Origin of the sequence: Paenibacillus sp. FSL W7-1287 (genome assembly GCF_038004245.1) — a bacterium.
Classification (GTDB): Bacteria; Bacillota; Bacilli; order Paenibacillales; family Paenibacillaceae; genus Pristimantibacillus; species Pristimantibacillus camelliae.
The window spans coordinates 4,278,624-4,302,460 of sequence record NZ_JBBORD010000001.1 but is presented as its reverse complement, the minus strand read 5'-3'; the positions used below and the strand labels follow the sequence as shown (position 1 = coordinate 4,302,460).

Genomic DNA, 23,837 nt, shown 5'->3' with positions numbered 1-23,837 from the left:
TTCGATCAATGATCAACAAAATTAGCTCAGCTATTAGTATAAGGGGGTGCGTCTATGAGACCTGATCAACGCGAATATACGCCAATAGCTCAGAAATATATTGATTTAGTTACAGAGGGCAATATTAGTGAGATATTAAATAAACAGAATACAGACAGCTTATTGTTATTGAATACCGTAACAGAAGAGCAAGCAAATGGTCGATATGCACCAGATAAATGGTCACTTAAAACGGTTATAGGACATATCGCTGATGTAGAAAGATTATGGAGCTACAGACTGTTTAGAATTGCGCGCGGTGACGCAAGAGAATTTGCAGGATATGATCGAGACATATTTGCCGAAATGTCAGCTTGCGATCAGCTACCTTTTAACATGGTGCTTCAGGATTATACGGCGGTACGTAACGCGACCGTAAGCTTAATCAATAACCTTTCAGATGAAGCTATGCTCCGAACGGGAGAGTTTAGCGATCATAAGCTATCAGCGAGAGCATGCGCCTATGTTATAGCTGGGCATGAGACTCATCATCTCAACATTATAAAATCCAAATACTTAGCGATCGAATAATGGACTACAAGACAATAGAAGGTAGTGTATATAAATGTTTAATAATCAGCCTAGCATTATATTAATTACAGGGATTATGGCTAGCGGTAAGTCAACGATTGCACAATTACTTGCGGAACAGATAGAATACTCTGTTCATTTGCGAGGAGATATTTTCCGGAAAATGATTGTGAATAATCGAACGGAGGTCAGCCCAGATGCCGAGGAAGCCGAGCTAGAACAATTAAAGCTTCGTTATCGTCTTGCAGCACAAGCAGCAGACCTTTATTACGAAGCTGGCTTTACTGTCATCGTTCAAGATGTTGTCATCGGTCCAGTATTAGAGGACTTTATATCTTATATTCGCAATAGCCCCTTATATGTCGTCGTTCTATGTCCGAATGAGGAGTCAGTATCTATTCGGGAAGCAACTAGATCGAAAAAAGGCTATGGCCTTTAGACGGTAGATGCTCTGAATAAAGTATTGCAGGAAACACCTCGCATCGGTCTATGGGTAGATTCTTCGAACCAAACACCTGCAGAAACGCTTACTGACATAATGGCTAGATTAGAGCAGGAAGGGCGATATCACAATTGAACAGAGGTGCACGTTAATGATGTATGGCTGGGAAGACTGTCCACAGGACATTAGGAATCAAGTAACTCTATTGAATGATAGATTTATTCAATATATCGGTGACAATCTAGTAGGGACGTATATTCATGGATCGCTCTCCCTTCATAGCTTCAATCCAAGACGCAGCGATATCGATATGATTGTGCTCCTGAATGATAAGCTAGATCTTGATACCAGATTCGTGTTAATTAAGGAGCTGCTGCATATCTCGAACAATCCTGCACCGATTGAGATCAGCTTTATTACGAAGGCCGCCATTAAGCCATGGCAACACCCTACCCCCTTTGAATTACATAGCAGTGAATATTGGAGAGCTGAATATGAAGAACGCGTAGCGTCTGGCGACAAAAGCTTTTGGGCGGAAACACCAACAGATAGTGATTTAGCGTGTCATCTCACGTTAATAAGAAGTAAGGGAATATGCGTATACGGTGAACCGATCGCTGACGTTTTCCCCGAAGTTCCTGAAGCAGACTTCCGCTCCTCTATTCTAAATGGGATCAATTATACAGCTCGTGCAATACAAGCTAATCCTGTATACGAGATCCTTACATTATGTAGAATTCTATCTTATCTTAAACGTAAGGAAATCATCTCCAAGCGAGAAGCGGGTCTATGGGCACTCGAAAAAATTCCTGATCATCTAAAGTATCTGGTCAAAAGTGCAGTCGAGGTTCATGAAGGGTCAAGAGAGGAAATGGTTGAAGCGAGTGTCGCGGATATAGACGAATATGCTTCGCTAATGAAAAGCTACATTAGTCAATACATTGGAGATTAGGAAGAGGTAAACCATGACAGCTGATATTGTAATAAAGCAACTATCCAATCATGATGAAGTGAAGCTGCTAGACTATGAATTTACTCAACGCTATCCATGGTACCGTTCAGGTGATTATTATGAGCGATGCCTTAAAGAAAATATCGAAAATAATCGTATAACGTTATTAGCTTTCTACAAGGGAAGAGCAGCAGGCTGTTGTCACTTGTTATTCGAATCTGAGTATCCCAGCTTTCGAAACGAGAATATTCCTGAAATAAATGATTTGAATGTATTTCCTGAGTATAGGCGAAAAGGGATTGCAAGCAGACTGTTTAATGAGTTAGAAAGTATAGCATCCAAAAAATCTAAATATGTAGGGCTAGGCGTAGGTCTTTATCGAGACTATGGAAATGCACAAATTATGTATGGCAAACGTGGTTATGTAATGGATGGAAAAGGAATGACCTATAACAATATTCAAGTTGAGCCAGGCCAGACTGTTATGGTCGATGATGAGTTATTAATCTACTTAATTAAAGCATTGTAAAAGAGCCAAAATAGGGGAGGGAATATGAAGAAAGTATTATATCTTCTTTTGAATCTTGTCGTTATATTTCTATTGTTCATGTTTGGAAATGGAATGACGCCTCGCCCTGGGAGCTCTTCTGGTAACGGAAATCCCGCCATTCTGCTGTTTGTACCTTTAGGTATTTTATTCATCGTTTTAGTAGTCCAATGGTTTAATCTTACTAAGAAAAGAGCACATATCAAAGTCACCATTATTACACTTCTTGTATTGGTATGCCATTTTATAGCGGGCTTCTACTACCAAGTTGCAAGCTACCGTAAGTATCGGGACTATTTGGCAGAAGTCCATGCAGAACAATTTGGATCTGTAGACTGGGAATATATTAATTCAATCACAAGTGGGCTCTCCATTCATATTAACAATCAATATTTTAACTGGAATACTTGCTTCTTATTTGTTAGCTTCTCGATGTTCATAGCGTTAATGATTAACGTAATTAAGCTGCGAACGGAAAAACAATTATAGCTTTTGCGTGCATAGGGGGAATTATGAGTAAAGGTAAGGTCGTGCTTATTGGAATTGTTCTTTCATTACTAGTACCAATTATTCATGTTACTACCTTAGATGTCAGCACATCGTATAAGAGTTCACTGCTACCGCATAGTCAAGGAAATGTACATGTTGCCTACTGGTATTCCTACACAATTATTGATTTCTTAAGAGATTTTGCTGTAAGTATGCTGGTGTATTTGTTCATTGTAGGAATTATTCGTCGTATAAGATCGGGGTTGTATTTAAGAAATCAATAGTAAACGCATCTTGTTACGTATTACTCAAAATTAAATAAAGCTGATTAAGGTGAGACTATGCAGAAATGCATGAAGTGTCAGGAAAAATTGGGCTACAAACAAGTATTGAAATCTGGGTTTTTAGATCAGCTCTAGATTTAGAGTTACATTTGGAGTTATGCTCATTCCATTATTAAATGTCCTTGCTTTGTCACCATACTTAATTAGATTCAAGAGGGTAGATATGAAATAGGAACATTAGAAGGGGTGAGACGGATGTTTTATGTCAATGCAAGAGCGATCATTGAAAGAGTTAACCATGGTCACATAGAAATTGTTATACAGAATCGCGTTAAGCCGAATGAGCCACTTACGATCGAGCTTCCTGGAGGACGCATCGAGTTATATGAATCTCTAATCCACGCACTGAGAAGAGAGGTCAAAGAGGAAACGGGCTTAGACGTGACGGAAATTGAAGGGGAAGATTTGCGAATCGTTACAGAAGGGACGCATTTTAATGTGGAGTGTGTGAAGCCGTTTGCAGCATTCCAGACAGTAAAAGGTCCCGTTGACTCGCTGGGATACTACTTTCGATGCAAAGCAGAAGGAGAACTACTCATTGCCGGAGATCAAACTACAGGTATTAGGTGGATGAAAGTTCAAGATGTAAGCGATCTATTAGATGAAGAGCCTCAGCAATTTTCAGAGATCGATAGAGCAGGAATTGTGTATTATCTTAATCAAATGAGGAGGGAGCTTAATGGCTAAAACTGCTGAAGAAATGATCGAAGGATTTAGAGCATTTATTGATTATGTGGAAGGGCTAAAAGCACTCGATGAGAAGGATTGGAGTCAGCCAATATCTGAAGGGAAATGGTCCATGAAGGACATTTTGAGCCATATCATGCTGTGGGATAAGTACTTCTATGAAGAAGCCATAGTGAAGATTGAGCTTGAACAACCGTTGACGGTTAGGCATCTCGATTTTGATGAATTTAATGAGAATGCTATGGAATATGCTAAAACTCAAACAAAGGATGAACTTATCGCTCAGTTTATTGAATATCGAACGAACATTGTGAATAGTATCGCTGGATTATCTGAGGATGCATACTTAAAGAGCTATAAAGACGGGGATAAAAAGAAGTTTTCTGTTCATAGTTATTTGCGTAGCTTTATCTCTCACGATAAGCATCATAAAAAGCAGATTGAGAAGTATATGAAATCTTTGAAGTAGTATGGAATAGTGACAATCAAGCTTTCAAGTGCACATACAAGCTACGCCGAAGTAAAAATACGGAGGTTCCTATGCGTAAACTTGCTTCACTGTTATTCATCATGTGTTTTTTGGTCGGTTGTACGGCGGAACCTAGCTCAAAAGTAAAGCCTACGACTATAAAGCTAACTCCTGTTGACCTATTCCAAGGTAGTGGCGAGAAATTCAAGCCTTTCCTAGGTCCGATGTCTGGAGCATTTAAGCTTCGTTATGCTGGCAATAAGCCTAATGTACGCATAGATATCGATATATGGGAGAACGGCAAAAAAGTGTCTAATGCAGGCTCAATAGGTGATTTGTTTTTTTCTACAGATGAGCAGATAGCTAGTGATGAGATCGAAATCATCATTTCGATTAATACGGTTTCTTTACAGAATGATGAGATCTTTAAGCAAGTAAAATTAAACGTAAGGCATGACTCTGGACATAGCGTATACACTTTTACAGTACCGTGGGATGAAAAATATGGCCCACAAGGCTTGTTACAGCATAGCCGGCCTATGACCTTTCAAGCTAGTGAGTCCATTCATGTATTCGGTTTACATGCAACAAGCACGAACGGTATACGTACCGGAGACTTATCTCCTGAATCTTTAGCTAGATTTGAAAAAGCAATTATCTTCACATTACATGTTGAACCATAGATTAGAGAAGGGGCAGGATGATGAATAAAGTAACCGTTTATCTGGTGAGACATGCCATTAAAGAACGAACGATAGGTGATGTGCCTATTACGTCAGAAGGCGAGATACAAGCACAACGAACAGCACAGTATTTCAGCAGCATGCCTATTCATACTATCCTTGCTAGCCCGCTTAGAAGGGCAACAGAGACTGCACAGCATATATCTACATCTACCAATATAGAGGTGAATATTGATCATCGTCTTCGAGAGCGAGCGAACTGGGGAGACTTACCTGGTCAAACGTTTGAGGAATTTGTGGAAATGTGGGATCGTTGTACGCTAGAACCTGACTACATCCCGCCTATAGGGGATTCTGCTAGACAAGCGTGTGAGAGACTATCTTCTTTGCTAGCAGATTTAGTAGAGGCAGAGGTAGAATCATCAGAATCAGGAAATGATGCTTCAGATCGCAGCATTGTCATCGTTACGCATGGCGGGTTAATAACGGATTATTTGGCCAATACGTTTCCGGAAAGCGACCTTAATCGTTTTCACACTCATTTTATTACCCAGCAAAGTCAGCTCGTACCGGAGTGCTCGATTACCGAGCTTGTATATGAAGACGGTAGCTTTAGCCTCGTTCGTTTCGCAGCAGTAGAACATCTAAATTAGCGATTGTTACGAATTATATTCTAGTAAGATTCGGTGGGGGATACGATGCATAGAGAATATATTACACATAGAAGAGTGCCAACAATTCAAGAGTATGAGAGGATTTGTATTGAGGTTGGCTGGAAAGACTATATTAATTTTGAGGTTGCTGAGCAGTCTCTCGATCAATCGCTATTTGGTGTAGTTGTTGAATTCCGAGGTGATGTTGTGGGGATGGGTAGAGTAGTTGGTGATGGTGCTATTTATTTCTATATTCAAGATATTGCTGTCGTGCCTATGCATCGGAGCAGGGGGATTGGTGACTTGATTATGACGGCCATTACACAATATCTACAGGAGCATGCACCAGAGAAAGCATTTGTGGGATTGTTCTCCTCCCAGGGCAAAGAGTCGTTCTACAATAGACACGGATTTAACAAGCATGAAGGTATGACAGGAATGTTCGGTGTTATTCATGGTGGTGAGATCAAGTGATGTTCGCAAGTGCTCGATGAAATTATCATTGTTTGGTTGACCACAACCTTCATTAGGAGGAGGGTAGTATGTACCGTACAATAAAAGGGGTCATCTTTGATATGGATAATACATTACTGCGATCCAATATCGACTTTGAATTGATGAAGAAGGAGACATATGCATTTCTTTCGTCTAGAGGGATACTAACTACAGATATTAAATTACAGGAGCATACCACTTCAACAATTATTGAGAAGGCACTGCTAACGAATCGGATGTCAGAGGATGTCATTAAGGAAATGTGGAAAATCGCTGTGAAGCACGAAATAATTGGCATGCAAGAGGCTAAGCTAGAGCCCGGAGTTGTGGAGCTTTTAGAGAGTATGAAAGGCAAGTATCATCTAGTTGTTGTGACGAATAACTCTATGAAAGCGGCTGAAGCAGCGCTGCAGGATAACAGCATTATGGAGTACTTCGACCATCTCATTGGAAGAGAAATGATGGCTTCACTTAAACCGTCTCCCGATGGTTTTTTACAGGTGCTGAATGTATATAACGATACGTTATCAACTGAATGGATATCTGTTGGTGATGCATGGATTGACGGGAAAGCCTCTACGGAAGCGGGGATTACTTTTCTATCCTATAATGGTGATATTGTAAAGATGAATCAGATGGGTGTATTTCCAGACGCTCAGATTAAAGATATTAGAGAATTATTGCAGTTTATATAACCCACCTAATACGTTTAATGTTTATGAGATAAAGCTTTCGTTGACTAGCCACTCAATGTATAATTATGGTAGAAAATACAGACACATAAGACTCAGCCAATATAAGTGTAAACTGTGGCTGGGTCTTTTTTATAACATAGCATAGATTACTGTGATGAGGTGTTTTATGCCAAGAGAAATATTACTAGCAGATGGAAGAAGCGTCGAGGTGGATTGCTTAAGCTGTGCTTTAACAAGTGGACTAATTACTCCGACTGGTGGTGTCATCTTTGAGTCTAGCAATTTCCATGTTCATCAAGACGTTGGATACCCAATTAGAGGCCTTGTCATTATCGCATCTAAGCGTCATTTTTATTGTATAGATGAGCTTACCGAAGAAGAACAGAGTGAATATATGGCGTTAATACATAAGGTTAGACAAAAGCAAAGAGAAAGACTTGGTATTGAAAAGGTTTATTATTTTTATAACGAAGATACGACGCATCATTTTCATTTGTGGATGGTACCTAGGTATGAGTGGATGAATCGCTTAGGACGGTCAGTAGAATCATTACGGCCAGTGCTATTGCACGCTAGGAATGAAATGAATACTGAAGAGAATATGAAGGGCGTTATGGAGGGAATTCACTTACTTAGGGAAGCACTCCGAGCCGAGATTGATGGGTCATAAAAATATGTTATCGAGATGATTAAATTAATAAGCTTTCCTTTATATGTATGAAATTGTAAATTCTAAACAGAGGTGAATTTACAATGAAGAAAGTTAATTTTGGCCACGTAGCACATGACTATGCGAAATATCGCGATGAACTGCCGAGTATCATCTTTCAGCAGCTTCTTGAAAGAAACATCAGCTTTAAAGGCAAGTACGTACTAGACTTAGGGGCTGGAAGTGGGATTTTTAGCAGAGCTATGTCGCAGCAAGGCGCTACGGTAACAGGAATAGAGCCAGAACAAAATCTAATTAATCAAGCTGAGATAATGGATCAATCCATCGGGCAAACCATTAAGTATATTCATACGAGTGCTGAGAGCATGTCATTAGTTCATAATTCGATCGATCAATATGACATGATTACGGCATTAAGATCATGGCACTGGTTTAACCGGGATATCGTCAATCATGTAGTTATGCAACATCTCAGGAAGCAAGGATATCTCATTGTCATTCATTCAGCATTCGTTCCTCAGCATTCACAAGAAGCTCAGGAAACCATCAGAGCTATAAAGGAATGTATCCCTAATTTGAAGCCTGCTGGCTCCATGGGAGAGGCTAAAGAACGTAGAAATGGGCTTCCAGTTAATTGGTTTGGTGAATGGGAAAGGATTGGTTTTCGGATAATCGACGAGTGGCAATATGACTATCAGCTAGTTTTTGGAATAGATGAATGGTGCGGTAAGGTGCGATCACTGTCATGGTTAACGAACGAGAATGAGGAAGTAAAGGGAAGGATTATGAATAAGGTTAAGGAATATTTGAGTTCATACTCTGAGCCGTTAAGCATTCCGCATCAATATTCGGTTGTCATCCTACAAAAATAAGGGAGAGATATAGATGTCATTTATTAACGAGATGCACTATTTCAGATTACCAGTAGCGAACCTTGAAGAAGCCATTAGCTGGTATACGACCTGTTTAGGGCTGAAGCTTCGTAGAAGGAAGGATGATGAACTAGCAGTGATGGAGCTACCCGAAGGTCCGCTGCTAATTTTAGTAAAGGCAGATGAAGGGTTTATAGGCCATTTTACCGCAGACGGCATCGAACAATTTTCGATCGGCTTTACTTGTCCAGACATCCATACGTTTTATTCTCATTTAGTAGAGCAAGAGGTAAGAGTGGAAGAGATGCAAGAGGATGAGGGGCATTATTATTTCTGCTTTTATGATTTGTGTGGTAATAAGCTGCAAGCCCATTGGTAATAGGAGGACGCGAGATGAATCGCCTTCAGCTGATAAGGAAAAGTGAGAAAGCGTATCATGACCATTGTTATGAGCATGATGAGTTATTCAAGCCAGGGTCATGGCTGCATAAACCAGTCAAGACGGTAATGGAGCTCCTTCCGATGCTTGAACAGAACAAGGAAGTAAATGTGCTTGATTTAGGTAGTGGTGTTGGTAGGAATAGTATACCGATTGCTGACTATTTTAAAGAAAAGGCTGGTAAAGTCGTATGTGTCGATTTACTGGAGTCTGCGATTAAGAAGCTTGGGCAATATAGTGAGCAGTATAATGTTAGCCATAAAATTCATCCTGTCCTGTCAGATATATCAGAATACTCTATCCCACATAACGAATTTCATTTGATAGTCTCGGTGTCAGCACTGGAGCATGTCGATTCTGAGAGAACCTTTGATGAGGTAATCGTGAATATGATTCTCGGTACACAGATTGACGGGATAAACTGTATCATCATCAGCACAGGAATTAAGGAAACGATGATCGATACAGGTGAAAGCATAGAGCCGATGTATGAAATATTGTTCGAAACAAATCACTTAATCGAAAAGCTTGAGCGGGTATATAAAGGCTGGCATCACATCAAGCTTATAGTTAGGCCTTATGCTATTGAGATTGTAAGAGAAGGTCAACGAGTTAGATTAGAAAGTGATGTCGTCACTTGGGTAGTCCAAAATGTGTGATGCAGGGAGATTAATTGATGGAAGATCAGTGGAGAATTGCTCCATACAATACAGAATGGATCACGTCATTCGATGATATAGGTACTCAGCTGAGAGAGGTATTGCAGGAGCAAGCTGTTCGAATCGATCATGTTGGCTCTACATCAATTGCAGGTCTCGAAGCTAAACCGATCATTGATATTCAAATATCTGTTGTAAATTATGAGGATGTCTTTAGTTATAAGTCAAATATTGAATCTATCGGATTTCAACTTCGCGAAGAAAATCCAGATAAAACGAAAAGATACTTTAGAGAAATACCGGGAGCGAGAAGAACACATATCCACGTGAGGCAAGCAGGAAGCTTTTCGGAGCAGGTGACTTTGCTTTTTAGAGATTACCTAAGAGTGCACCCAGAGGATTGTAAAAGGTATGCTGAAGAAAAACATAGATTAATGAGCTTATATAAGCATGACCGACCAAAGTACGTGGAAGGCAAAGGACCTATCGTATGGGATATTATTAAACTTGCACATATATGGTCTCAGGAAGTAGGCTGGAAACCCGGCTCGTGTGATAAGTGATAAAAATAACAGGGAAACTAGGTGAAGCGGCTATGAAGGATATCTATGGATTAATTATGTTTATAGGGGGATTTCTTGGCTTAATATTAACCTATTTCTTAAGCCGGATAACCGGGGATAGTGTAATCTCGGCCATATTCTATATTGTATCTTTTCTATTGATTGTGTTTGGAATTATTAATGACAGCAAGAAAAATAAATAGAATCGCATTTTATCAATACGAGGGTTGAGCCTATATTCAAAGGAGGATGTGAAAAACAATGTCAAAGCTAACCATGAAACAAGCGACCATAGAGCAGATTGATGATGTCGCCTATTTGTTTAATGAATATCGTGTGTTTTATAAGCAAACATCGGATTTGAACGGGGCAAAGCAGTTTATACAGGATCGATTCCAGCAGCGGGATTCTGTTATATTTCTAGTGATAGATGAGGAAGAGAACAAAGCAATTGGCTTTACGCAGCTTTATCCGTCGCACTCCTCTGTTTCGATGAAACGAATATGGATATTGAATGACTTATATGTGCTTGAATCACATCGAAAGCAAGGTGTTGCCTCACTACTGCTAGAGGAAGCAAGAAGCTATGGCGTATTAACAAATGCAGCAAGAATCAGCCTTTCTACCGCTATAAATAATGAAACTGCACAGAAGCTCTATGAACAAAAGGGATATCGGCAAGATAATGAGTACTACCATTATTCATATGAGCTGCAATAACAAATGTAAACATGCAATAGAAGGGAGTTTCAAGTGAAGGAACGCAACCTAAGAATATTACTTATATTTTTGTTATTGATATCCGTACTGATTAATATTAGTTATTACATGGAAGATAAGCATGCTGTTAGTCAAAAAAGATGGCATAGTGAACAAGACTTGGAGTTTATTGCACTTGTCGGTAATAACTTAGCCAATCATTTAGAGAACTTCTTGAATTATTCCATTGAAGCAGTAACTGACCAAGATATTGAGAGTAATGAAGAGCGGCATTTGCTACAAACTGATATGTGGAGAGTTGCTCATGGAGAGAGTAACAACATTAGCTATTATTTGGCAAGATTGAGCCCACATCTTATGAAAGATTTAAGACCGAAGTGGAGCCTCCTTATTCATAGCCTACATCGTGTTAATGGAATCTTAAGTGGACTAAATACAGACTTTCTAGCACAAAGATCATATGACATTAGTGATGAAGAAGTTGAGCAATTAGATGCTATTATTATGGTGTATCGAAAGCTATATGAAACGGTAGAGAGTGGAGCCCCGTACCCCGTCCTAGTTATTGATGAGTTAACAGAACAGATGATGATCATAGATCAAAATTACGCTGAAATAGTAGAAAGAGTTGAACCGAAATAAATTAACTTACTTTTAGAGTGTTTAGTTACGATCACTTCAGCAAGCTATACGATTAATCCACAAGCTTCCTTGTCTTTAAATCTTTCACGGTATACATATAACCTTCTTGCTCATTATTCATAACCATCTGCACGATCTCGTCATGATGAATTGCCTTTACTTCAACTGTAATATTGTATACGGTTGCTCCACCACTCGCTGATGCTTTGCGGCCGGCATCTGTAGGAAAAAGGATGTTACCAGTTATATAGGACTCAATGTTGATGATTTTTACTTCGTCAAATTGCGGGTATTCCTCTTGATAGAGCTCTTGAAGCGATTGATATATCGTAGCATGCAGCTGCTGAAGCAATGCTTGCTCTAATAGGTACGCTCTAGATTCAGTATTAGCAGAGGCTTGAGGAATAGCTGTAAGCAGTATCATGAGTATAAAGATGCAGCTTAGTATACGTTGGTTCATTCGCATTTTTCATCACCGCCGCTATAGATTGTTTCCAACTGGAGTGAAATTATTCTAGCAGCATTGCCTAAGTCAATTTATCCCACGAAATAAAAGGAGGATTAATGATGGCAGTTTATACAATGAACGCTACTCGAAATAATCTATACGGATCACTGTCTGCTGAATTTGAACCGTCACTAACGATTAAGTCTGGAGATACCGTTCGATATTCATGTTTTGATGCGGGCTGGGGAACAGCGTCTGAGGAAGGAAAGCGAATAAAGCCATTTGGCAGAAGAGATGGATTAGATCCAGGACATGCACTTAGTGGACCGATCAAGATAGAAGAGGCAAAAAAAGGGATGGTTCTAGAGGTAAAAATTAATGACATTATTCCTGGCCCATATGGATTTAATTCTGCAGGTGAGTATCCGAATTGGCAGAACCAAAAGCTTAACCTAACACAATATAAAGAAATAACGCTTAATTGGACACTAGATCGTCAAAATATGGTCGGTGTCACGGAGATCAATGGTCGCACATTTTCCGTAGGCTTAAACCCATTTATGGGTATCTATGCAATGCCGCCAGAGGAAGCGGGTATACATAGTACTTGGCCGCCACGTTTCTGCGGTGGAAATATAGATTGCAAAGAATTAACGAAAGGCAGTGTATTATATTTGCCTATTCCAGTAGATGGAGGTTACTTCTTTGTCGGGGATGGGCATGCCGCACAAGGGGATGGTGAGATCAGCTGTCAGGCCATTGAATGTCCGATGGAGCTAGTCGATCTTACATTCACCGTACATCAAGATATGAGTCTTAACATGCCAATAGCCAATACACCAAGTGGCTGGATATGCTTCGGGTTTCACGAAGACTTGAATGAAGCAACCGTACAAGCGATGGATGAAATGCTTAAGCTGATGTGCAAGCTTTATAACGTCAATCGTGTTGAAGCGATTGCACTCGCAAGTACAATAGTTGATTTAAGAATTACTCAGGTTGTTAACGGTGTTAAAGGTGTTCATTCTATACTCGCTCACGGAGCATTGCGATCACATTAGTGAATTACCTAGCCATCTAATAGGAGAAAAAACATGAGAACGATAATGATTAGTGACATTCATGGATGCTTGGATGAATTGAACGCACTGCTTCATGCGGTAGAGTACAGCCCTGTGCGTGATAAGTTAGTATTGCTTGGCGATTACGTAGATAGGGGCCCGAAAAGTAAAGAGGTAGTAGAACAGATTATGCAATTAGTGAATGAACACGGAGCTATTGCTATAAAAGGTAATCACGATCAACGGCTGGTTGACTTAATCCACAATCGAGACGTAAAAGAAAAGTTCATCGAGCACGGCGGATTAAAAACAATTACTAGCTATACGAACAGTAAGGATATTACGCTAGAGGAAGCAATGGAATACATCCGAGACAAGTATATCGACCATATTCACTTCTTATCGTCGTTGCCATTGTATTATGAGGATCAGGATCATATTTACGTACATGCAGGAATTAATCCCTCTGTTGCGGATTGGAGACTTACATCGAAACATGACTTTCTCTATATTAAGGAGCTGTTTATTCGTAACAAAACAACGGTGAAGGATAGGAAGATAGTTTTTGGTCATACCAAAGCCATCGATATTCATGGTACGCCAGATGTTTGGTTTTCAGACGATAAGATTGGGATCGATGGAGGTTGCGCTTACGGATTACAGTTAAATGCCTTAATATTTAATGGTACTAAATACGAGAATTTTTCGATAAAGAAGGCTAACATTGTATAAAAAGGAGATGCGATGAAACGTATTCTACTCCTCCTCTTACTATTGTTATTAGCTGCATGTCAGAGCAACAACGAAGCGACATTATTACCGATCACCATCGAAGAAGCCTATCCAGGTAATATGATGGATGTTACCATGATTGAGCTTATTGATGGGAGCTCGGGTGAACGAGTAAAACTGACGAGCAAAAGTGAAATCGATAGCTTGTTAAATGATATAAAAGATTTGGTCTTGGAGCCTGATCCTAATCAAGAAGGTAGAGTGGGATACCTTTATAGATTGGTACTATACGAGGAAGAGCGGTTGACGCTCGATTTTTTACCGACTGCCATGAACGAGACGTATTATTTGTTGAATGAGCAGCTGCACGGCATATTACAGCAGTTGTACACCGAGAAATTTAATAAAGAGGAGTGATCTCTGTGATCCAATGTCCTTGGTGCAGTAACCATGTCCAATTAGTTCATTCCACTTGTCCAGAATGTAAACACGTGGTTTTACCTGAGCATTTAGATGAAATGCTTAACGGAGATCATCAACAAGAAAATGATACTAACGATTATAGTCATCTTGATGTGAAAGAGATACTATTGAATAGGTTTCATTGCTCAAAGTGTAAGCATGATTCGTGTAACGTGAAAGAGGTAGCGATGACTGGAACAGGCTTGAGTAAGCTATTAGATATTCAGCATCAGCATTTTCTGTTTGTTTCATGCTTGAACTGTGGAATTACAGAGATCTATGATCCAGATGTGTTAAGAGGAACGAAATCTGGTCAATTAGGCACGATTATGGATGTGTTATTTGGAGGCTAATATAATGCAGCTAGAGACGAAGCTAATAGATATTATGCGTACGAACGAGAATGTAATGGAGGATTTACAGCTTGTACAACAACTGAATTTACCTCATTGGTGGATAGCTGCTGGCTATGTTAGGAACTATGTATGGGATTACTTACACGGCTATGAGCAGAACACTCCGCTCAATGATGTGGACATTGTCTACTATGACCCAAAGAATATATTAATGAGTCTCGAAACGGAGCTAGAAGCTAGCTTACTAGAGAAAAAGCCAGTGTATCAATGGTCAATTAAGAATCAAGCTAGAATGCATGTGAAGAACAATGACCATCCCTTTGAGAGTGTTGAGGATTCCATGAAACGATGGCCGGAAACAGCGACAGCTGTAGGAATTACGTTAAGCGATACCAATGAGATAAGGATCATCGCACCTCATGGCTTAGACGATTTATTTAATCTAGTTGTTCGAAAAAGCGAATTCTTTAGAGATGAAGCTTATTACCGTGAGCGCGTACGATCTAAGGGATGGAGTACATATTGGCCCAAGCTGATGATTACATAGGGGGGCGCGATGATGGTTGTCGGTGTTAAAGCTATATTTTTTGACTTGTTCGAAACATTAGTCACTGAATTTTCTGAAGGGAAACGTATATCCGAAAGAGCTTATGATTATCCAAGGCTCCTTGGTTTATCTCATGAGCAATATAAGAAGGAGTGGAGACTCCGAAGTCAGGCAAGAATGACGGGAGCATTTCTAGACTATCCTGCTGTCGTTAAAGACATATTAGCTGGCTACGGAATAGACAACAAGGAAGAGGAGATTTATTATCTATATGAGGAGAGAATCAAGGAGAAGAAAATTCCTTTTCATCAACCTCAGCAAGAAGTGATGACGATGCTTGCAGAGCTGAAAAGCAGAGGCTTCAAGCTAGGCTTAATTAGTAATTGCACCGAGGAAGAAGTTAGACTATGGGATCAGTGCGAGCTAGCAAAGTATATGGATCTTGTTATTTTCTCCTATCAAGCAGGGCTAGCTAAGCCAGATCGTGAAATATATAAGCTAGCATGTGATCAATTACAGGTTGAACCATCAGAAGCTTTGTTTGTCGGCGATGGCGGCTCTAGCGAACTAGAAGGTGCAGAACGAGCAGGGTTAACACCAGTACATGCTGTATGGTTCAATACTCATATAAGCAGCAACTATATTAAGCTGCATAAACCAGCTGAACTGCTGGATTTCATTACATCTGGAGTTCATAATATAAAATAACACATAACAATCATAGACGCTCACCTTGGACGAAAGCTCATTAAGGTGGGCGTTTTTCGTGTGTGGGATGACCTCGATTAGCCAGACTCTATTAATGAGCAGCTTAAAAATATCAATAAAGGATGAGATACTATGCCACCGATAAGCTACGAGCAATTTATACAATTAGTAGAGAAATATAAGATTTTTCCTTTCTCAGAATTTGTTCCAGAGTATCCTTCATTAACGGTTGCTGCAGCTAGCAATGACTGGCATACCGATCAGGAATCAGATCCATGGCTATGGCGCGTTCGTATTGTTCAAGATGGGATCGCCGCGTACGGTAAGTTTTTCGGATCAAAGGCGACCTTTATTCATGCACCAGCTTTCCCGCTTGTTCGGACGATACTTACATCCAACCGAGACGTACGGGAGCGTTACAACGATGGGCTAATGTCACGAACGGCTTATCAGCTTTACAACATAATAAGTGAGCATAACATTATTGACTCTCGCCGTTTACGTAAGGAAGCGGGACTAGGTGCCAAAGAGGACAAAAAGGAATATGAAAAGTCGCTTGTGGAGCTTCAAAATAGCGGTGACATCGTCATCACAGGAGCAGTGAAACAGAATGAAGAAGTAGAGGGCTGGAGCAGTATGTGTTACCAGCCTTCCGAGCTTTGGTTGAATTCCTTGCAAATCAATGAAGCTAATCTTTCAGCAGAAGAGGCTAAGCAATTGCTCAGCGCACAACTGATCGAGAACTGTTCGACGAAAGCCTATCGTTATTTTATGAAAAAGTTACAGCTTGACGCTGGCAAGTAACTTACTTTCTCTCGAAATCAACATTCGACTAAAAAGGGGAAGGGGTAGTTTGCTGTTGCTGTTGGTTGCATTAGCCGTATCCATATTGCTTACGTGGTCCTATAAATTAGTTGAATATTGCTACAAATTAGGCGGAGGTACGCTACAGTCACGCTATGTTCTCTATATATGGGCCGCGCTGATCTTGCTACTTCTACCTATCTTAAAAGGAAATATTGTATTCAATCTACCTATAAACATTAGAACCATCATTCCAGCTTTAATCATTATATTTATCGTAAATTATGTCGTTTCACGGTACTCCGGGTATGATCCCGTAGGGAGGTTTAACATTGTGAACTTTGCGATTACGTATCCGATTATTGAGGAGATTATTTTCCGAGGAATGTTGCTTCCGTATTTGAATCAAACTTTAGAAACTACAGAGTTTGTTGAAATATTGTATATGCCTGTTAGTCTTCCAATCATCATTACAGCTTTTTTATTCGCGATAGCACACCTGCAATACTATAAGCTCTCCTCACAAAGTATTCGGTATATGTTGTTTGCTTTTATAGGTGGGATCTTTTTCGGAGCTATCGCGGACCTTACTCAGTCCATTATGTTTACATTGCTGCTCCATATTGAATTTAATGTATTAACCATATACTTTGCTAAAAAACATAAAAATAAGCTAAGAGGTGCATAGTGCTGGATTACAATACGATTGAACGTGCAAAAGAGTTATCTATAACGGTCATACGTCAAGCTGGTCTTATTGCTAAAGAAAAATTCGATAACTTTAATGAGATAAGTATGAAGGATCAGCATGGTGATGTCGTTACAGAGGTTGATTACCTTGCAGAGAAGATTATTATTAATGCGATACAAGAAGCATTTCCAGATCATCAGATACATAGCGAGGAAGCCGGGAGCATCGGACAAGAGAACGATTGGTTATGGCTAATCGATCCATTAGACGGTACGAACAATTTTGCAATAGGGCTTCCTATATTTACGACATCCATTACATTAATGTATCAGCGAGAGCCTGTGCTCGGAGTCATCTATGAGCCGTTAACCGATCGTTTGTTTGTATCGGTTATAGGCCAAGGCAGCTATTGCAACGAGCGTCCTCTGCAGGTGAGAAGTAATCCGACTCTACTTAAAGGGAATATAGGCTGGATCCAAGGTCACGTCGTACAGAATGATAGCAGAGCTACAAAGCTAAGACAGCATATCGACCTCAAATTTAAAAGAATGATGAGGCTATGGGCGCCGACCCTTCAATGGTGCATGCTCGCTAAAGGAGATATTGATGGAATTGTGCTCTATAACTCTGAAGGCGATGATTTATATTCTGGCCTTCTCATGGTGCAAGAAGCGGGTGGTGTTGTTATCGATTTTGAAGGGAATCCATTCAAAGGGATGAACGAGCAGCCATATCTCATCGCATGCCATCCAGATCATAAAGAGGATCTACTAGCTATCGTCAGAGAAGGGCTAAGCTATCAACATCTAGAAAGCGGTAGCTTTCGTGCGAGGTGAGCGCACGCTCTATAAACTTGCTAAGAGGCGAGAGGCAGGTGAGGCAAAATGAGATGGTTAGTAATGACATTGGCAGCAATCATTCTGTTAGTGACAGGATGCTCTCTTAATGGTACGAAACAAGACACCAAGCCATTTCTTTTCTCATATGAGTTAAATAAAGTAGAGCCACAGCATCAATCCGTAATAGATCCGTGGTTGGAGGCTGCAAGAAATGATCCAGAAATAAGAATACACACATATGAAACGGAAGATGGGTATAAGTACAGCTATGTCAAAAGCTATAAAGATGTTGAGGTTTCTTATATTTATACGAATAATCAAGGTCAATTGAAGCAGCGGTTTATTAAAGGCTCAAACGATGATGAGATTCTCGTTGTTATTCAATACAATACTTCGATATGCTGTAACATGAACATATACGTAACGGATGATCAAGATAAATACCAGTACCCGGATGATTTTAATTTTACGTTCAGCTATGGAGTGCTACATAAAAACAAATTAGATACGTTTGAGAACACCTTCACGAAGGATCTTATCATCGATGGATTAATACAAACAGACCTAGTACTAACGGATGACGAGAAGAAGCGTATTTATGAGAAAATGCAAGAAATTAACCTCTTTGATTATCCTGAGTTTAGTGCGGGTGTAAACGGTGAACCAACGGTTGGTTATATCTTTGTTGTTGAACGCAATGGGGAAGAGCAGACGATCGGCTGGAGTGGTGGCTTTACCAATGAGCAAAAACACCAAAGGTTTAAGTCACTGGTGGATATGATTATTGAGATCATTAATTCACATGAAGAATATAAAGCACTACCAGAAGCATCGGGCGGCTACTCATAAACTCAAGTTGTAGAGCAAAGCAAAAACGCGAGGTGTTCATGAAAATCGGAATTGTACGACATTTTAAGGTAGAAGAACATACAACGAAATACTGGATGTCGGCACAGCAGTTCAGTGAGTGGGTTGATCATTATAATCGTGCTAGCATTGAAGAAAACACAATGATAACAGTCTCAGATTGGGATTGCTGCTACTCTAGTGATATGGACAGAGCACTTCAAACGACAGAGAGGCTCTATCAAGGAAAGCCAGTCATTACTCCGCATTTAAGAGAAATCGACATTAAACCGCTGTTTCAGACGAAATTGAAGCTGCACTTAAATATGTGGCTGTTTTTAGGGAGAGCGGGCTGGATCTTTAATCATTCTTCACAGGAGAGTAGAAGCTTAACAAGCAACAGAGCTAACCACATATTAAATGAGATCGAAGAAGGCTATAAAGGGAGAAATGTATTAATCGTTACTCACGGGGCATTTATGATGGTTTTAAGAAAAGCTCTAATTGAGCGCGGCTATATAGGAGATAGGTTTTATAAACCGGAAAATGGAAGGGTATATATCTTCAAAAAAGAAAAGGGTGTTTATGATGGGGAGAATAGAAGAACGTTTGCTGGAGCTTGGGATCATACTGCCGAAAGCTAGCAATCCAGCAGCAAGCTATACTAACGTTGTTATTGTAAATGGACTGATGTATGTGTCAGGAAAAGGACCGACCGATCACGTCAAAGGAAAGCTTGGAAAAGAATTTACGACAGAGGATGGCTATACCTATGCAAGACAGGCCGGTCTGGAGGTTCTCGCTGTTGTCAAAGAAGAATTAGGTACACTGGACCGAGTGAAGCGAGTGGTAAAAGTACAAGGCTTCGTTAATGCCGAGCCCCAATTTGAAGAACATCACAAAGTATTAAATGGATTCTCTGAGCTTATGTATGAAGTGTTTGAACAGAAGGGAGTACATGCCAGATCCGTGCTAGGTGCAGTTTCGGTAAGGGATAATCTCCCTATTATCGTCGATACCATATTTGAAGTTGAAGATGAAATATCTAACTAACAAGCTTAAGAAGGTGATCACTTGGACAGCATTACGATTCGACCAATAACTCGAAACAATTGGGAAGATGCAATAAAGATAACGGTAGCGGAGTATCAGAAACCTTGGGTACCCTCTGTCATGGAAGGTATTGCGTATGCACATATTAAACCTTGGGATGAAGCGTTAGATCCGTATATTATAGATTTGAACGGAGCTATCATTGGATTTTTCTATTTAAGTTACACGCCGGGAAGCGAAGATAATTACTGGATTGGTGGTTTCCAAATTGCAAAGGAGTTTCAAGGTAAAGGTTACGGTAAACAAAGCATGAAGACCATAATCGACTTTATTACGCAACAGCATCCAAATTGTAAAGAGATTTCATTAACTGTAGAAAAGGCAAACGATAGAGCCCAAAGCTTGTACGAAAGCCTGCTTTTTGTTAGTGAGAATAAGACAAATGCTTACGATGAAATGATATACAAATTAATGGTATAGTTTGCAACAGACAATATGTAAGAAAGAAAAATATCCAGCATAGAAACCTACCTAAAAAGCTCATTAGGTAGGTTTCTCTTATAGATGCGACCGTAGAACAGTTTGAAAGCAATTAGGAAGAGGGTGCAGAAAGCAATGAAACGATATAAAAGTCCACTAGGCAGACAATTGATATTCGAATCCTATGACAAGCTTCTTGATGACTGGGGCGTGAGTATAAAGGAGAAGGATATAGAGACTACATATGGTCATACGCATATCATTAAAGCAGGTGATCCTCAAAATCCACCATTATTGCTATTACACGGAACGGCGGATAATTCGGCCATGATGTGGATCTATAATATTGAGCAATTAAGTGAACACTTTTATGTCATTGCTGTCGATGCTATCGGCGGCTCTGGAAAAAGCGAGCCAAATGAGCAATACTATAAGAGCTTTAATCAGATTACTTGGATAGATGAGATTCTAGATGCGCTTAAGATCGGTAAGACTAATATATGCGGCATATCGTATGGTGCATTTCTGGCATATTATTATACCTTAAACAGGCCTAATCGTATAAATAAAGCGATATGCTTAGCGGGTGGTATTCCCGCAGGTCAATTTGAAGTGTTTACGAAGATGATGGCTGCTTTTTTGCCGGAGGCAATGTTCCCAACGGAGAAGAGCTGCAAAAAGCTATTAAGGAAGCTTTGCGGGGCTAATTATCAATCATTTGAGAATAATGAACTATTAATGAAGCATTGGTATTATTTATTGAAGTACTTTAATAACGAATCGATGATGCAGCACAAGATCAACATCGACAATAATATGGATCTATCGGATACAAGGAGCAAGGCATTATTTATTATTGGGGAGCAAGACCGACTATCACATTACCCTAAAGCAATAAAAAGGCTTGTCCATTATGATATGAATTACAAAATTATTAAAGATGCAGGGCATGCGATTAATCATGAGCAACCAAGCCTCATTAACAAGGAAATCATGGAACATATTCTATAGAAGTGCGTATTCCTGTTAATGTACATAGCCTTAGAAAAGAGGAAAGTATGCTTAAGAAAAAGACAGTCATCTATACAGTCATCGTCATTATTATGCTGTTCGTATTAAGTAATGAATATAGAACCGTATGGAACCCACAGCTTGAGGGAAGTAGCGAGAATAACAATGGCGCCTTTCTATCGAGTCAATACTTCCATGAGCTGGAGCAATTGTATGAGCGAATCCGACTCAACAATGAACAATGGTATATTTTCGACGATGCTAAACAAGTGGCTGCGAAAGCAGTTGTAGATAAGATGATGGAAGATCTAGTGAAACAACCTGAAGCATTAATGAACCATGTAAACGATCATCTGTTCTTTGAGATGTTTGATGAAAATATAAGAAGAATAGGCGATATCACTCAAGAGATCCATTACTTTAGAAATGTATTGAACGAATATAGTGGAGCACCCGAACGATTGACCGATATGATTGAGTTAACGGCTCAAGGGAAATGGAGGCTATTTAGCGCGAGGTTTCATCGATACCATTCAGAGGACATGAATGCAGCGTTAAATGTTAAATTCATCTCAGCAGATGGACGATTTGAAGTGGTATATAACGCAGAGACAGAAGAGCTGGTCACTGATGCTGTGAATATGGGAACGTATAATTACGCACCAGGATCTTTACATCCTTTGAAATATTATAGACATTACCGGTATGATGTTGCACCTTGGAAGAAATGGGGCAATGTTGAAGACGTCTCCTACGAGGATATTATGAAATTAGAGTCCAAGCATGGTACTGCTGAAGAAAAAAAGAACTCTAGCGAAATTGAAGAGAAGATAAAGCAAGTGAAGAAGCAGCTTCAATAATGGCGTGATGTGACCCAGCCGAGTGTACATTAGTCCGTTGGGCTGGGTCTTCCATAAAGAAAAAGTACGAATCCTCCTCCCCTGTATCGTTTGTTTATATGATATAGTAAGCAAATACGGTTGTCTAATATATGGATTTAATAACAGTAATAGGTTAGAACGATCAATACTACATGGCCAAGGGAGAATAGCGATGCAATCTGAGCTAATTAATATTGTTAATGAACAACGAGAACCGATAGGTGTGGCAACTCGTGAGGAAATACATAAACAAGGCTATTGGCATGAAGTGTTTCATTGCTGGTTAGTTAACAACATAGATAACGTCGATTATATTTACCTTCAGCTGCGAAGCGAGAAGAAGAGAGATTATCCAAACTTATTAGATATAACAGCTGCCGGACATTTATTGTCTGATGAGACAGTGGAGGATGGGGTAAGAGAAGTGAATGAGGAGCTTGGTATCGACATTTCGTATGAGGAGCTTATTTCGCTAGGCGTTGTCGATTATGAGGTGACGCATGGTCAACTGATCGATAAAGAGTTTGCTCATGTACATGTCCACCGTTTCAATGGGGAGCTAGATGAGTTTTCACTCCAACGAGAAGAGGTTGCAGGCGTATTTATGGTACGCTTTGATGACTTCTATGAGATGTGGACGAGTAATAAGAACGATATCGATATTCAAGGGTTTGTGCTAGATGAACAGGGATATAGAATCGAAATGCAAAAGAAAGTAGGAAGAGAGCAATTTGTCCCGCACAACGAGGTATTCTACCAAAAAATCTTAGGTCGAATAAAGGAGGTATTAGAAAATGAAGCTTAGCGGAATCATACCTATTCTTCGCATATTTGATATTACTAAGGCAAAGGAATTTTACTTAGAATACTTAGACTTTAAGCTCGACTGGGAGCATCGCTTTGAGAATGACATGCCCTTATATTTGCAAATATCCAGAGATCATACACAGCTGCATCTAAGTGAGCATCATGGAGATTGCAGCCCAGGCGCTGCAATAAGAATAGAAGTAACGGGGATACATGAATTTCATAGCAGGCTTGTAAGTAAAAACTATCGTTTCGCTAGACCTGGGCTAGAGAGCACCCCTTGGGGCAGTAAGGAATGCACGGTCACAGACCCCTTCGGCAATCGTATTATTTTCTTTGAATATGAAAAAGTGAATCAGCATGTCAGCTGACAAAAACTCCTTTAAAAATATGTTAGTGAGATCTGTTAGAAAAAGATGTATAATATTGGAATAAACTACCCAGAATCGAAACCGTCTAAGAACTATAGCTATCTTAGACGGTTTCTTTTATTTTTATAAAAATCGAAATGGAGTGATCA

General features: G+C 39.8%; 37 protein-coding genes and 1 pseudogene. 37 read left to right on the top strand and 1 reads right to left on the bottom strand.

The genetic code is table 11. From position 1 onward, the window contains the following. The first annotated feature begins 54 nt into the window (after positions 1 to 54). The 20 genes and pseudogenes from NSQ99_RS19455 to NSQ99_RS19360 all read left to right on the top strand — a co-directional run bounded on the left by NSQ99_RS19455 (position 55) and on the right by NSQ99_RS19360 (position 11,591). Positions 55 to 570, top strand: a complete 516-nt coding sequence (locus NSQ99_RS19455; RefSeq protein WP_340838574.1) for a DinB family protein — start codon at positions 55 to 57, stop codon at positions 568 to 570. A gap of 34 nt (positions 571 to 604) precedes the next feature. After that, positions 605 to 1,147 (top strand): annotated as a pseudogene (locus NSQ99_RS19450) (AAA family ATPase). 16 nt (positions 1,148 to 1,163) lie between these two features. Beyond that, positions 1,164 to 1,964 (top strand): aminoglycoside adenylyltransferase domain-containing protein, encoded by an 801-nt coding sequence (locus tag NSQ99_RS19445; protein WP_340838573.1) that lies wholly within the window; start codon positions 1,164 to 1,166, stop codon positions 1,962 to 1,964. A 13-nt stretch (positions 1,965 to 1,977) separates the two neighbouring features. Further along, complete coding sequence (locus NSQ99_RS19440) at positions 1,978 to 2,493, top strand: GNAT family N-acetyltransferase (RefSeq protein WP_340838572.1); 516 nt, start codon at positions 1,978 to 1,980, stop codon at positions 2,491 to 2,493. 24 nt (positions 2,494 to 2,517) lie between these two features. Next, positions 2,518 to 3,000 (top strand): hypothetical protein, encoded by a 483-nt coding sequence (locus NSQ99_RS19435; protein ID WP_340838571.1) that lies wholly within the window; start codon positions 2,518 to 2,520, stop codon positions 2,998 to 3,000. 23 nt (positions 3,001 to 3,023) lie between these two features. Beyond that, the gene (locus NSQ99_RS19430; RefSeq protein WP_251667234.1) at positions 3,024 to 3,284 is read left to right on the top strand and encodes a hypothetical protein; all 261 of its coding nucleotides are present in this window, start codon (positions 3,024 to 3,026) and stop codon (positions 3,282 to 3,284) included. A gap of 255 nt (positions 3,285 to 3,539) precedes the next feature. Next, the gene (locus NSQ99_RS19425) at positions 3,540 to 4,031 is read left to right on the top strand and encodes an NUDIX hydrolase (RefSeq protein ID WP_340838569.1); all 492 of its coding nucleotides are present in this window, start codon (positions 3,540 to 3,542) and stop codon (positions 4,029 to 4,031) included. Then, positions 4,024 to 4,500 (top strand): DinB family protein, encoded by a 477-nt coding sequence (locus NSQ99_RS19420; protein ID WP_340838568.1) that lies wholly within the window; start codon positions 4,024 to 4,026, stop codon positions 4,498 to 4,500. Before NSQ99_RS19425 ends, NSQ99_RS19420 begins: the two co-directional genes overlap by 8 nt. Positions 4,501 to 4,571: 71 nt before the next feature. Continuing rightward, positions 4,572 to 5,183 (top strand): hypothetical protein, encoded by a 612-nt coding sequence (locus tag NSQ99_RS19415; protein WP_340838567.1) that lies wholly within the window; start codon positions 4,572 to 4,574, stop codon positions 5,181 to 5,183. A gap of 17 nt (positions 5,184 to 5,200) precedes the next feature. Then, a complete protein-coding gene (locus NSQ99_RS19410; RefSeq protein ID WP_340838566.1) occupies positions 5,201 to 5,836 on the top strand; it encodes a histidine phosphatase family protein in 636 nt (211 codons plus the stop codon). Between the two features lie 45 nt (positions 5,837 to 5,881). Continuing rightward, positions 5,882 to 6,310 carry a GNAT family N-acetyltransferase gene (locus NSQ99_RS19405; RefSeq protein WP_340838565.1) on the top strand — a complete coding sequence of 143 codons (429 nt, stop codon included), beginning with the start codon at positions 5,882 to 5,884 and terminating at the stop codon, positions 6,308 to 6,310. Between the two features lie 68 nt (positions 6,311 to 6,378). Further along, a complete protein-coding gene (locus NSQ99_RS19400) occupies positions 6,379 to 7,026 on the top strand; it encodes an HAD family hydrolase (RefSeq protein WP_340838564.1) in 648 nt (215 codons plus the stop codon). Positions 7,027 to 7,192: 166 nt separating this feature from the next. Beyond that, positions 7,193 to 7,696, top strand: a complete 504-nt coding sequence (locus NSQ99_RS19395) for an HIT family protein (protein ID WP_251667242.1) — start codon at positions 7,193 to 7,195, stop codon at positions 7,694 to 7,696. A gap of 83 nt (positions 7,697 to 7,779) precedes the next feature. Next, positions 7,780 to 8,568, top strand: a complete 789-nt coding sequence (locus NSQ99_RS19390; protein ID WP_340838563.1) for a class I SAM-dependent methyltransferase — start codon at positions 7,780 to 7,782, stop codon at positions 8,566 to 8,568. 13 nt (positions 8,569 to 8,581) lie between these two features. Further along, positions 8,582 to 8,947 (top strand): VOC family protein, encoded by a 366-nt coding sequence (locus NSQ99_RS19385; RefSeq protein WP_251667244.1) that lies wholly within the window; start codon positions 8,582 to 8,584, stop codon positions 8,945 to 8,947. Positions 8,948 to 8,961: 14 nt separating this feature from the next. Beyond that, positions 8,962 to 9,666, top strand: a complete 705-nt coding sequence (locus NSQ99_RS19380) for a class I SAM-dependent methyltransferase (protein WP_340838562.1) — start codon at positions 8,962 to 8,964, stop codon at positions 9,664 to 9,666. 17 nt (positions 9,667 to 9,683) lie between these two features. Beyond that, positions 9,684 to 10,229, top strand: a complete 546-nt coding sequence (locus NSQ99_RS19375; RefSeq protein ID WP_340838561.1) for a GrpB family protein — start codon at positions 9,684 to 9,686, stop codon at positions 10,227 to 10,229. After that, positions 10,226 to 10,432 (top strand): hypothetical protein, encoded by a 207-nt coding sequence (locus tag NSQ99_RS19370; RefSeq protein WP_340838560.1) that lies wholly within the window; start codon positions 10,226 to 10,228, stop codon positions 10,430 to 10,432. Before NSQ99_RS19375 ends, NSQ99_RS19370 begins: the two co-directional genes overlap by 4 nt. A gap of 58 nt (positions 10,433 to 10,490) precedes the next feature. Continuing rightward, positions 10,491 to 10,949: a GNAT family N-acetyltransferase gene (locus NSQ99_RS19365; RefSeq protein WP_340838559.1), complete on the top strand. Its 459-nt coding sequence runs from the start codon at positions 10,491 to 10,493 to the stop codon at positions 10,947 to 10,949. Between the two features lie 33 nt (positions 10,950 to 10,982). Next, positions 10,983 to 11,591, top strand: a complete 609-nt coding sequence (locus tag NSQ99_RS19360) for a hypothetical protein (protein ID WP_340838558.1) — start codon at positions 10,983 to 10,985, stop codon at positions 11,589 to 11,591. Positions 11,592 to 11,643: 52 nt separating this feature from the next. Here NSQ99_RS19360 and NSQ99_RS19355 read toward each other — a convergent pair whose 3' ends face one another. Beyond that, complete coding sequence (locus NSQ99_RS19355) at positions 11,644 to 12,051, bottom strand: hypothetical protein (RefSeq protein WP_340838557.1); 408 nt, start codon at positions 12,049 to 12,051, stop codon at positions 11,644 to 11,646. Positions 12,052 to 12,155: 104 nt separating this feature from the next. On the opposite strand from NSQ99_RS19355, the gene NSQ99_RS19350 reads away from it, so the two are divergent. The 17 genes from NSQ99_RS19350 to NSQ99_RS19270 all read left to right on the top strand — a co-directional run bounded on the left by NSQ99_RS19350 (position 12,156) and on the right by NSQ99_RS19270 (position 23,688). Beyond that, entirely contained in the window at positions 12,156 to 13,100 is a 945-nt protein-coding gene (locus NSQ99_RS19350) for an acetamidase/formamidase family protein (protein WP_340838556.1), read from the top strand. Between the two features lie 33 nt (positions 13,101 to 13,133). Next, positions 13,134 to 13,832 (top strand): metallophosphoesterase, encoded by a 699-nt coding sequence (locus NSQ99_RS19345; RefSeq protein ID WP_340838555.1) that lies wholly within the window; start codon positions 13,134 to 13,136, stop codon positions 13,830 to 13,832. Between the two features lie 12 nt (positions 13,833 to 13,844). After that, positions 13,845 to 14,249, top strand: a complete 405-nt coding sequence (locus NSQ99_RS19340; protein ID WP_340838554.1) for a hypothetical protein — start codon at positions 13,845 to 13,847, stop codon at positions 14,247 to 14,249. Positions 14,250 to 14,254: 5 nt separating this feature from the next. Further along, positions 14,255 to 14,647, top strand: coding sequence for a zinc ribbon domain-containing protein (locus NSQ99_RS19335; protein ID WP_340838553.1), 393 nt, complete (start codon positions 14,255 to 14,257; stop codon positions 14,645 to 14,647). Positions 14,648 to 14,651: 4 nt separating this feature from the next. Beyond that, complete coding sequence (locus NSQ99_RS19330; RefSeq protein WP_340838552.1) at positions 14,652 to 15,197, top strand: nucleotidyltransferase family protein; 546 nt, start codon at positions 14,652 to 14,654, stop codon at positions 15,195 to 15,197. Between the two features lie 9 nt (positions 15,198 to 15,206). Next, positions 15,207 to 15,905 carry an HAD family hydrolase gene (locus NSQ99_RS19325; protein WP_340838550.1) on the top strand — a complete coding sequence of 233 codons (699 nt, stop codon included), beginning with the start codon at positions 15,207 to 15,209 and terminating at the stop codon, positions 15,903 to 15,905. Positions 15,906 to 16,037: 132 nt separating this feature from the next. Then, positions 16,038 to 16,709 carry an AlkZ-related protein gene (locus NSQ99_RS19320; protein WP_340838549.1) on the top strand — a complete coding sequence of 224 codons (672 nt, stop codon included), beginning with the start codon at positions 16,038 to 16,040 and terminating at the stop codon, positions 16,707 to 16,709. A 49-nt stretch (positions 16,710 to 16,758) separates the two neighbouring features. Then, complete coding sequence (locus NSQ99_RS19315; RefSeq protein ID WP_340838548.1) at positions 16,759 to 17,397, top strand: CPBP family intramembrane glutamic endopeptidase; 639 nt, start codon at positions 16,759 to 16,761, stop codon at positions 17,395 to 17,397. A 2-nt stretch (positions 17,398 to 17,399) separates the two neighbouring features. After that, complete coding sequence (locus NSQ99_RS19310) at positions 17,400 to 18,236, top strand: inositol monophosphatase family protein (protein ID WP_340838836.1); 837 nt, start codon at positions 17,400 to 17,402, stop codon at positions 18,234 to 18,236. 48 nt (positions 18,237 to 18,284) lie between these two features. Beyond that, positions 18,285 to 19,088 (top strand): hypothetical protein, encoded by an 804-nt coding sequence (locus NSQ99_RS19305; protein WP_340838547.1) that lies wholly within the window; start codon positions 18,285 to 18,287, stop codon positions 19,086 to 19,088. Positions 19,089 to 19,126: 38 nt separating this feature from the next. Next, positions 19,127 to 19,729 carry a histidine phosphatase family protein gene (locus tag NSQ99_RS19300; RefSeq protein ID WP_340838546.1) on the top strand — a complete coding sequence of 201 codons (603 nt, stop codon included), beginning with the start codon at positions 19,127 to 19,129 and terminating at the stop codon, positions 19,727 to 19,729. Further along, positions 19,674 to 20,138: a RidA family protein gene (locus NSQ99_RS19295; RefSeq protein WP_251667259.1), complete on the top strand. Its 465-nt coding sequence runs from the start codon at positions 19,674 to 19,676 to the stop codon at positions 20,136 to 20,138. The genes NSQ99_RS19300 and NSQ99_RS19295 overlap by 56 nt, the downstream gene beginning before the upstream one ends. A 21-nt stretch (positions 20,139 to 20,159) precedes the next feature. After that, entirely contained in the window at positions 20,160 to 20,618 is a 459-nt protein-coding gene (locus tag NSQ99_RS19290) for a GNAT family N-acetyltransferase (RefSeq protein WP_340838545.1), read from the top strand. A gap of 135 nt (positions 20,619 to 20,753) precedes the next feature. After that, positions 20,754 to 21,629, top strand: coding sequence for an alpha/beta fold hydrolase (locus tag NSQ99_RS19285; RefSeq protein WP_340838544.1), 876 nt, complete (start codon positions 20,754 to 20,756; stop codon positions 21,627 to 21,629). Between the two features lie 47 nt (positions 21,630 to 21,676). Then, positions 21,677 to 22,489, top strand: a complete 813-nt coding sequence (locus tag NSQ99_RS19280; RefSeq protein ID WP_340838543.1) for a hypothetical protein — start codon at positions 21,677 to 21,679, stop codon at positions 22,487 to 22,489. Positions 22,490 to 22,682: 193 nt separating this feature from the next. Further along, positions 22,683 to 23,315, top strand: coding sequence for an NUDIX hydrolase (locus tag NSQ99_RS19275; protein WP_340838542.1), 633 nt, complete (start codon positions 22,683 to 22,685; stop codon positions 23,313 to 23,315). Then, positions 23,305 to 23,688: a glyoxalase superfamily protein gene (locus NSQ99_RS19270; RefSeq protein WP_340838541.1), complete on the top strand. Its 384-nt coding sequence runs from the start codon at positions 23,305 to 23,307 to the stop codon at positions 23,686 to 23,688. The genes NSQ99_RS19275 and NSQ99_RS19270 overlap by 11 nt, the downstream gene beginning before the upstream one ends. Positions 23,689 to 23,837: the final 149 nt, after the last annotated feature.

Bases quoted from the DNA above. Each gene is read 5' to 3' on its own strand.
- NSQ99_RS19455 (WP_340838574.1), top strand. From the start codon at position 55: ATGAGACCTGATCAACGCGAATATACGCCAATAGCTCAGAAATATATT.
- NSQ99_RS19445 (WP_340838573.1), top strand. From the start codon at position 1,164: ATGATGTATGGCTGGGAAGACTGTCCACAGGACATTAGGAATCAAGTA.
- NSQ99_RS19440 (WP_340838572.1), top strand. From the start codon at position 1,978: ATGACAGCTGATATTGTAATAAAGCAACTATCCAATCATGATGAAGTG.
- NSQ99_RS19435 (WP_340838571.1), top strand. From the start codon at position 2,518: ATGAAGAAAGTATTATATCTTCTTTTGAATCTTGTCGTTATATTTCTA.
- NSQ99_RS19430 (WP_251667234.1), top strand. From the start codon at position 3,024: ATGAGTAAAGGTAAGGTCGTGCTTATTGGAATTGTTCTTTCATTACTA.
- NSQ99_RS19425 (WP_340838569.1), top strand. From the start codon at position 3,540: ATGTTTTATGTCAATGCAAGAGCGATCATTGAAAGAGTTAACCATGGT.
- NSQ99_RS19420 (WP_340838568.1), top strand. From the start codon at position 4,024: ATGGCTAAAACTGCTGAAGAAATGATCGAAGGATTTAGAGCATTTATT.
- NSQ99_RS19415 (WP_340838567.1), top strand. From the start codon at position 4,572: ATGCGTAAACTTGCTTCACTGTTATTCATCATGTGTTTTTTGGTCGGT.
- NSQ99_RS19410 (WP_340838566.1), top strand. From the start codon at position 5,201: ATGATGAATAAAGTAACCGTTTATCTGGTGAGACATGCCATTAAAGAA.
- NSQ99_RS19405 (WP_340838565.1), top strand. From the start codon at position 5,882: ATGCATAGAGAATATATTACACATAGAAGAGTGCCAACAATTCAAGAG.
- NSQ99_RS19400 (WP_340838564.1), top strand. From the start codon at position 6,379: ATGTACCGTACAATAAAAGGGGTCATCTTTGATATGGATAATACATTA.
- NSQ99_RS19395 (WP_251667242.1), top strand. From the start codon at position 7,193: ATGCCAAGAGAAATATTACTAGCAGATGGAAGAAGCGTCGAGGTGGAT.
- NSQ99_RS19390 (WP_340838563.1), top strand. From the start codon at position 7,780: ATGAAGAAAGTTAATTTTGGCCACGTAGCACATGACTATGCGAAATAT.
- NSQ99_RS19385 (WP_251667244.1), top strand. From the start codon at position 8,582: ATGTCATTTATTAACGAGATGCACTATTTCAGATTACCAGTAGCGAAC.
- NSQ99_RS19380 (WP_340838562.1), top strand. From the start codon at position 8,962: ATGAATCGCCTTCAGCTGATAAGGAAAAGTGAGAAAGCGTATCATGAC.
- NSQ99_RS19375 (WP_340838561.1), top strand. From the start codon at position 9,684: ATGGAAGATCAGTGGAGAATTGCTCCATACAATACAGAATGGATCACG.
- NSQ99_RS19365 (WP_340838559.1), top strand. From the start codon at position 10,491: ATGTCAAAGCTAACCATGAAACAAGCGACCATAGAGCAGATTGATGAT.
- NSQ99_RS19355 (WP_340838557.1), bottom strand. From the start codon at position 12,051: ATGAACCAACGTATACTAAGCTGCATCTTTATACTCATGATACTGCTT.
- NSQ99_RS19350 (WP_340838556.1), top strand. From the start codon at position 12,156: ATGATGGCAGTTTATACAATGAACGCTACTCGAAATAATCTATACGGA.
- NSQ99_RS19345 (WP_340838555.1), top strand. From the start codon at position 13,134: ATGAGAACGATAATGATTAGTGACATTCATGGATGCTTGGATGAATTG.
- NSQ99_RS19340 (WP_340838554.1), top strand. From the start codon at position 13,845: ATGAAACGTATTCTACTCCTCCTCTTACTATTGTTATTAGCTGCATGT.
- NSQ99_RS19330 (WP_340838552.1), top strand. From the start codon at position 14,652: ATGCAGCTAGAGACGAAGCTAATAGATATTATGCGTACGAACGAGAAT.
- NSQ99_RS19325 (WP_340838550.1), top strand. From the start codon at position 15,207: ATGATGGTTGTCGGTGTTAAAGCTATATTTTTTGACTTGTTCGAAACA.
- NSQ99_RS19320 (WP_340838549.1), top strand. From the start codon at position 16,038: ATGCCACCGATAAGCTACGAGCAATTTATACAATTAGTAGAGAAATAT.
- NSQ99_RS19305 (WP_340838547.1), top strand. From the start codon at position 18,285: ATGAGATGGTTAGTAATGACATTGGCAGCAATCATTCTGTTAGTGACA.
- NSQ99_RS19300 (WP_340838546.1), top strand. From the start codon at position 19,127: ATGAAAATCGGAATTGTACGACATTTTAAGGTAGAAGAACATACAACG.
- NSQ99_RS19295 (WP_251667259.1), top strand. From the start codon at position 19,674: ATGGGGAGAATAGAAGAACGTTTGCTGGAGCTTGGGATCATACTGCCG.
- NSQ99_RS19285 (WP_340838544.1), top strand. From the start codon at position 20,754: ATGAAACGATATAAAAGTCCACTAGGCAGACAATTGATATTCGAATCC.
- NSQ99_RS19280 (WP_340838543.1), top strand. From the start codon at position 21,677: ATGCTTAAGAAAAAGACAGTCATCTATACAGTCATCGTCATTATTATG.
- NSQ99_RS19275 (WP_340838542.1), top strand. From the start codon at position 22,683: ATGCAATCTGAGCTAATTAATATTGTTAATGAACAACGAGAACCGATA.
- NSQ99_RS19270 (WP_340838541.1), top strand. From the start codon at position 23,305: ATGAAGCTTAGCGGAATCATACCTATTCTTCGCATATTTGATATTACT.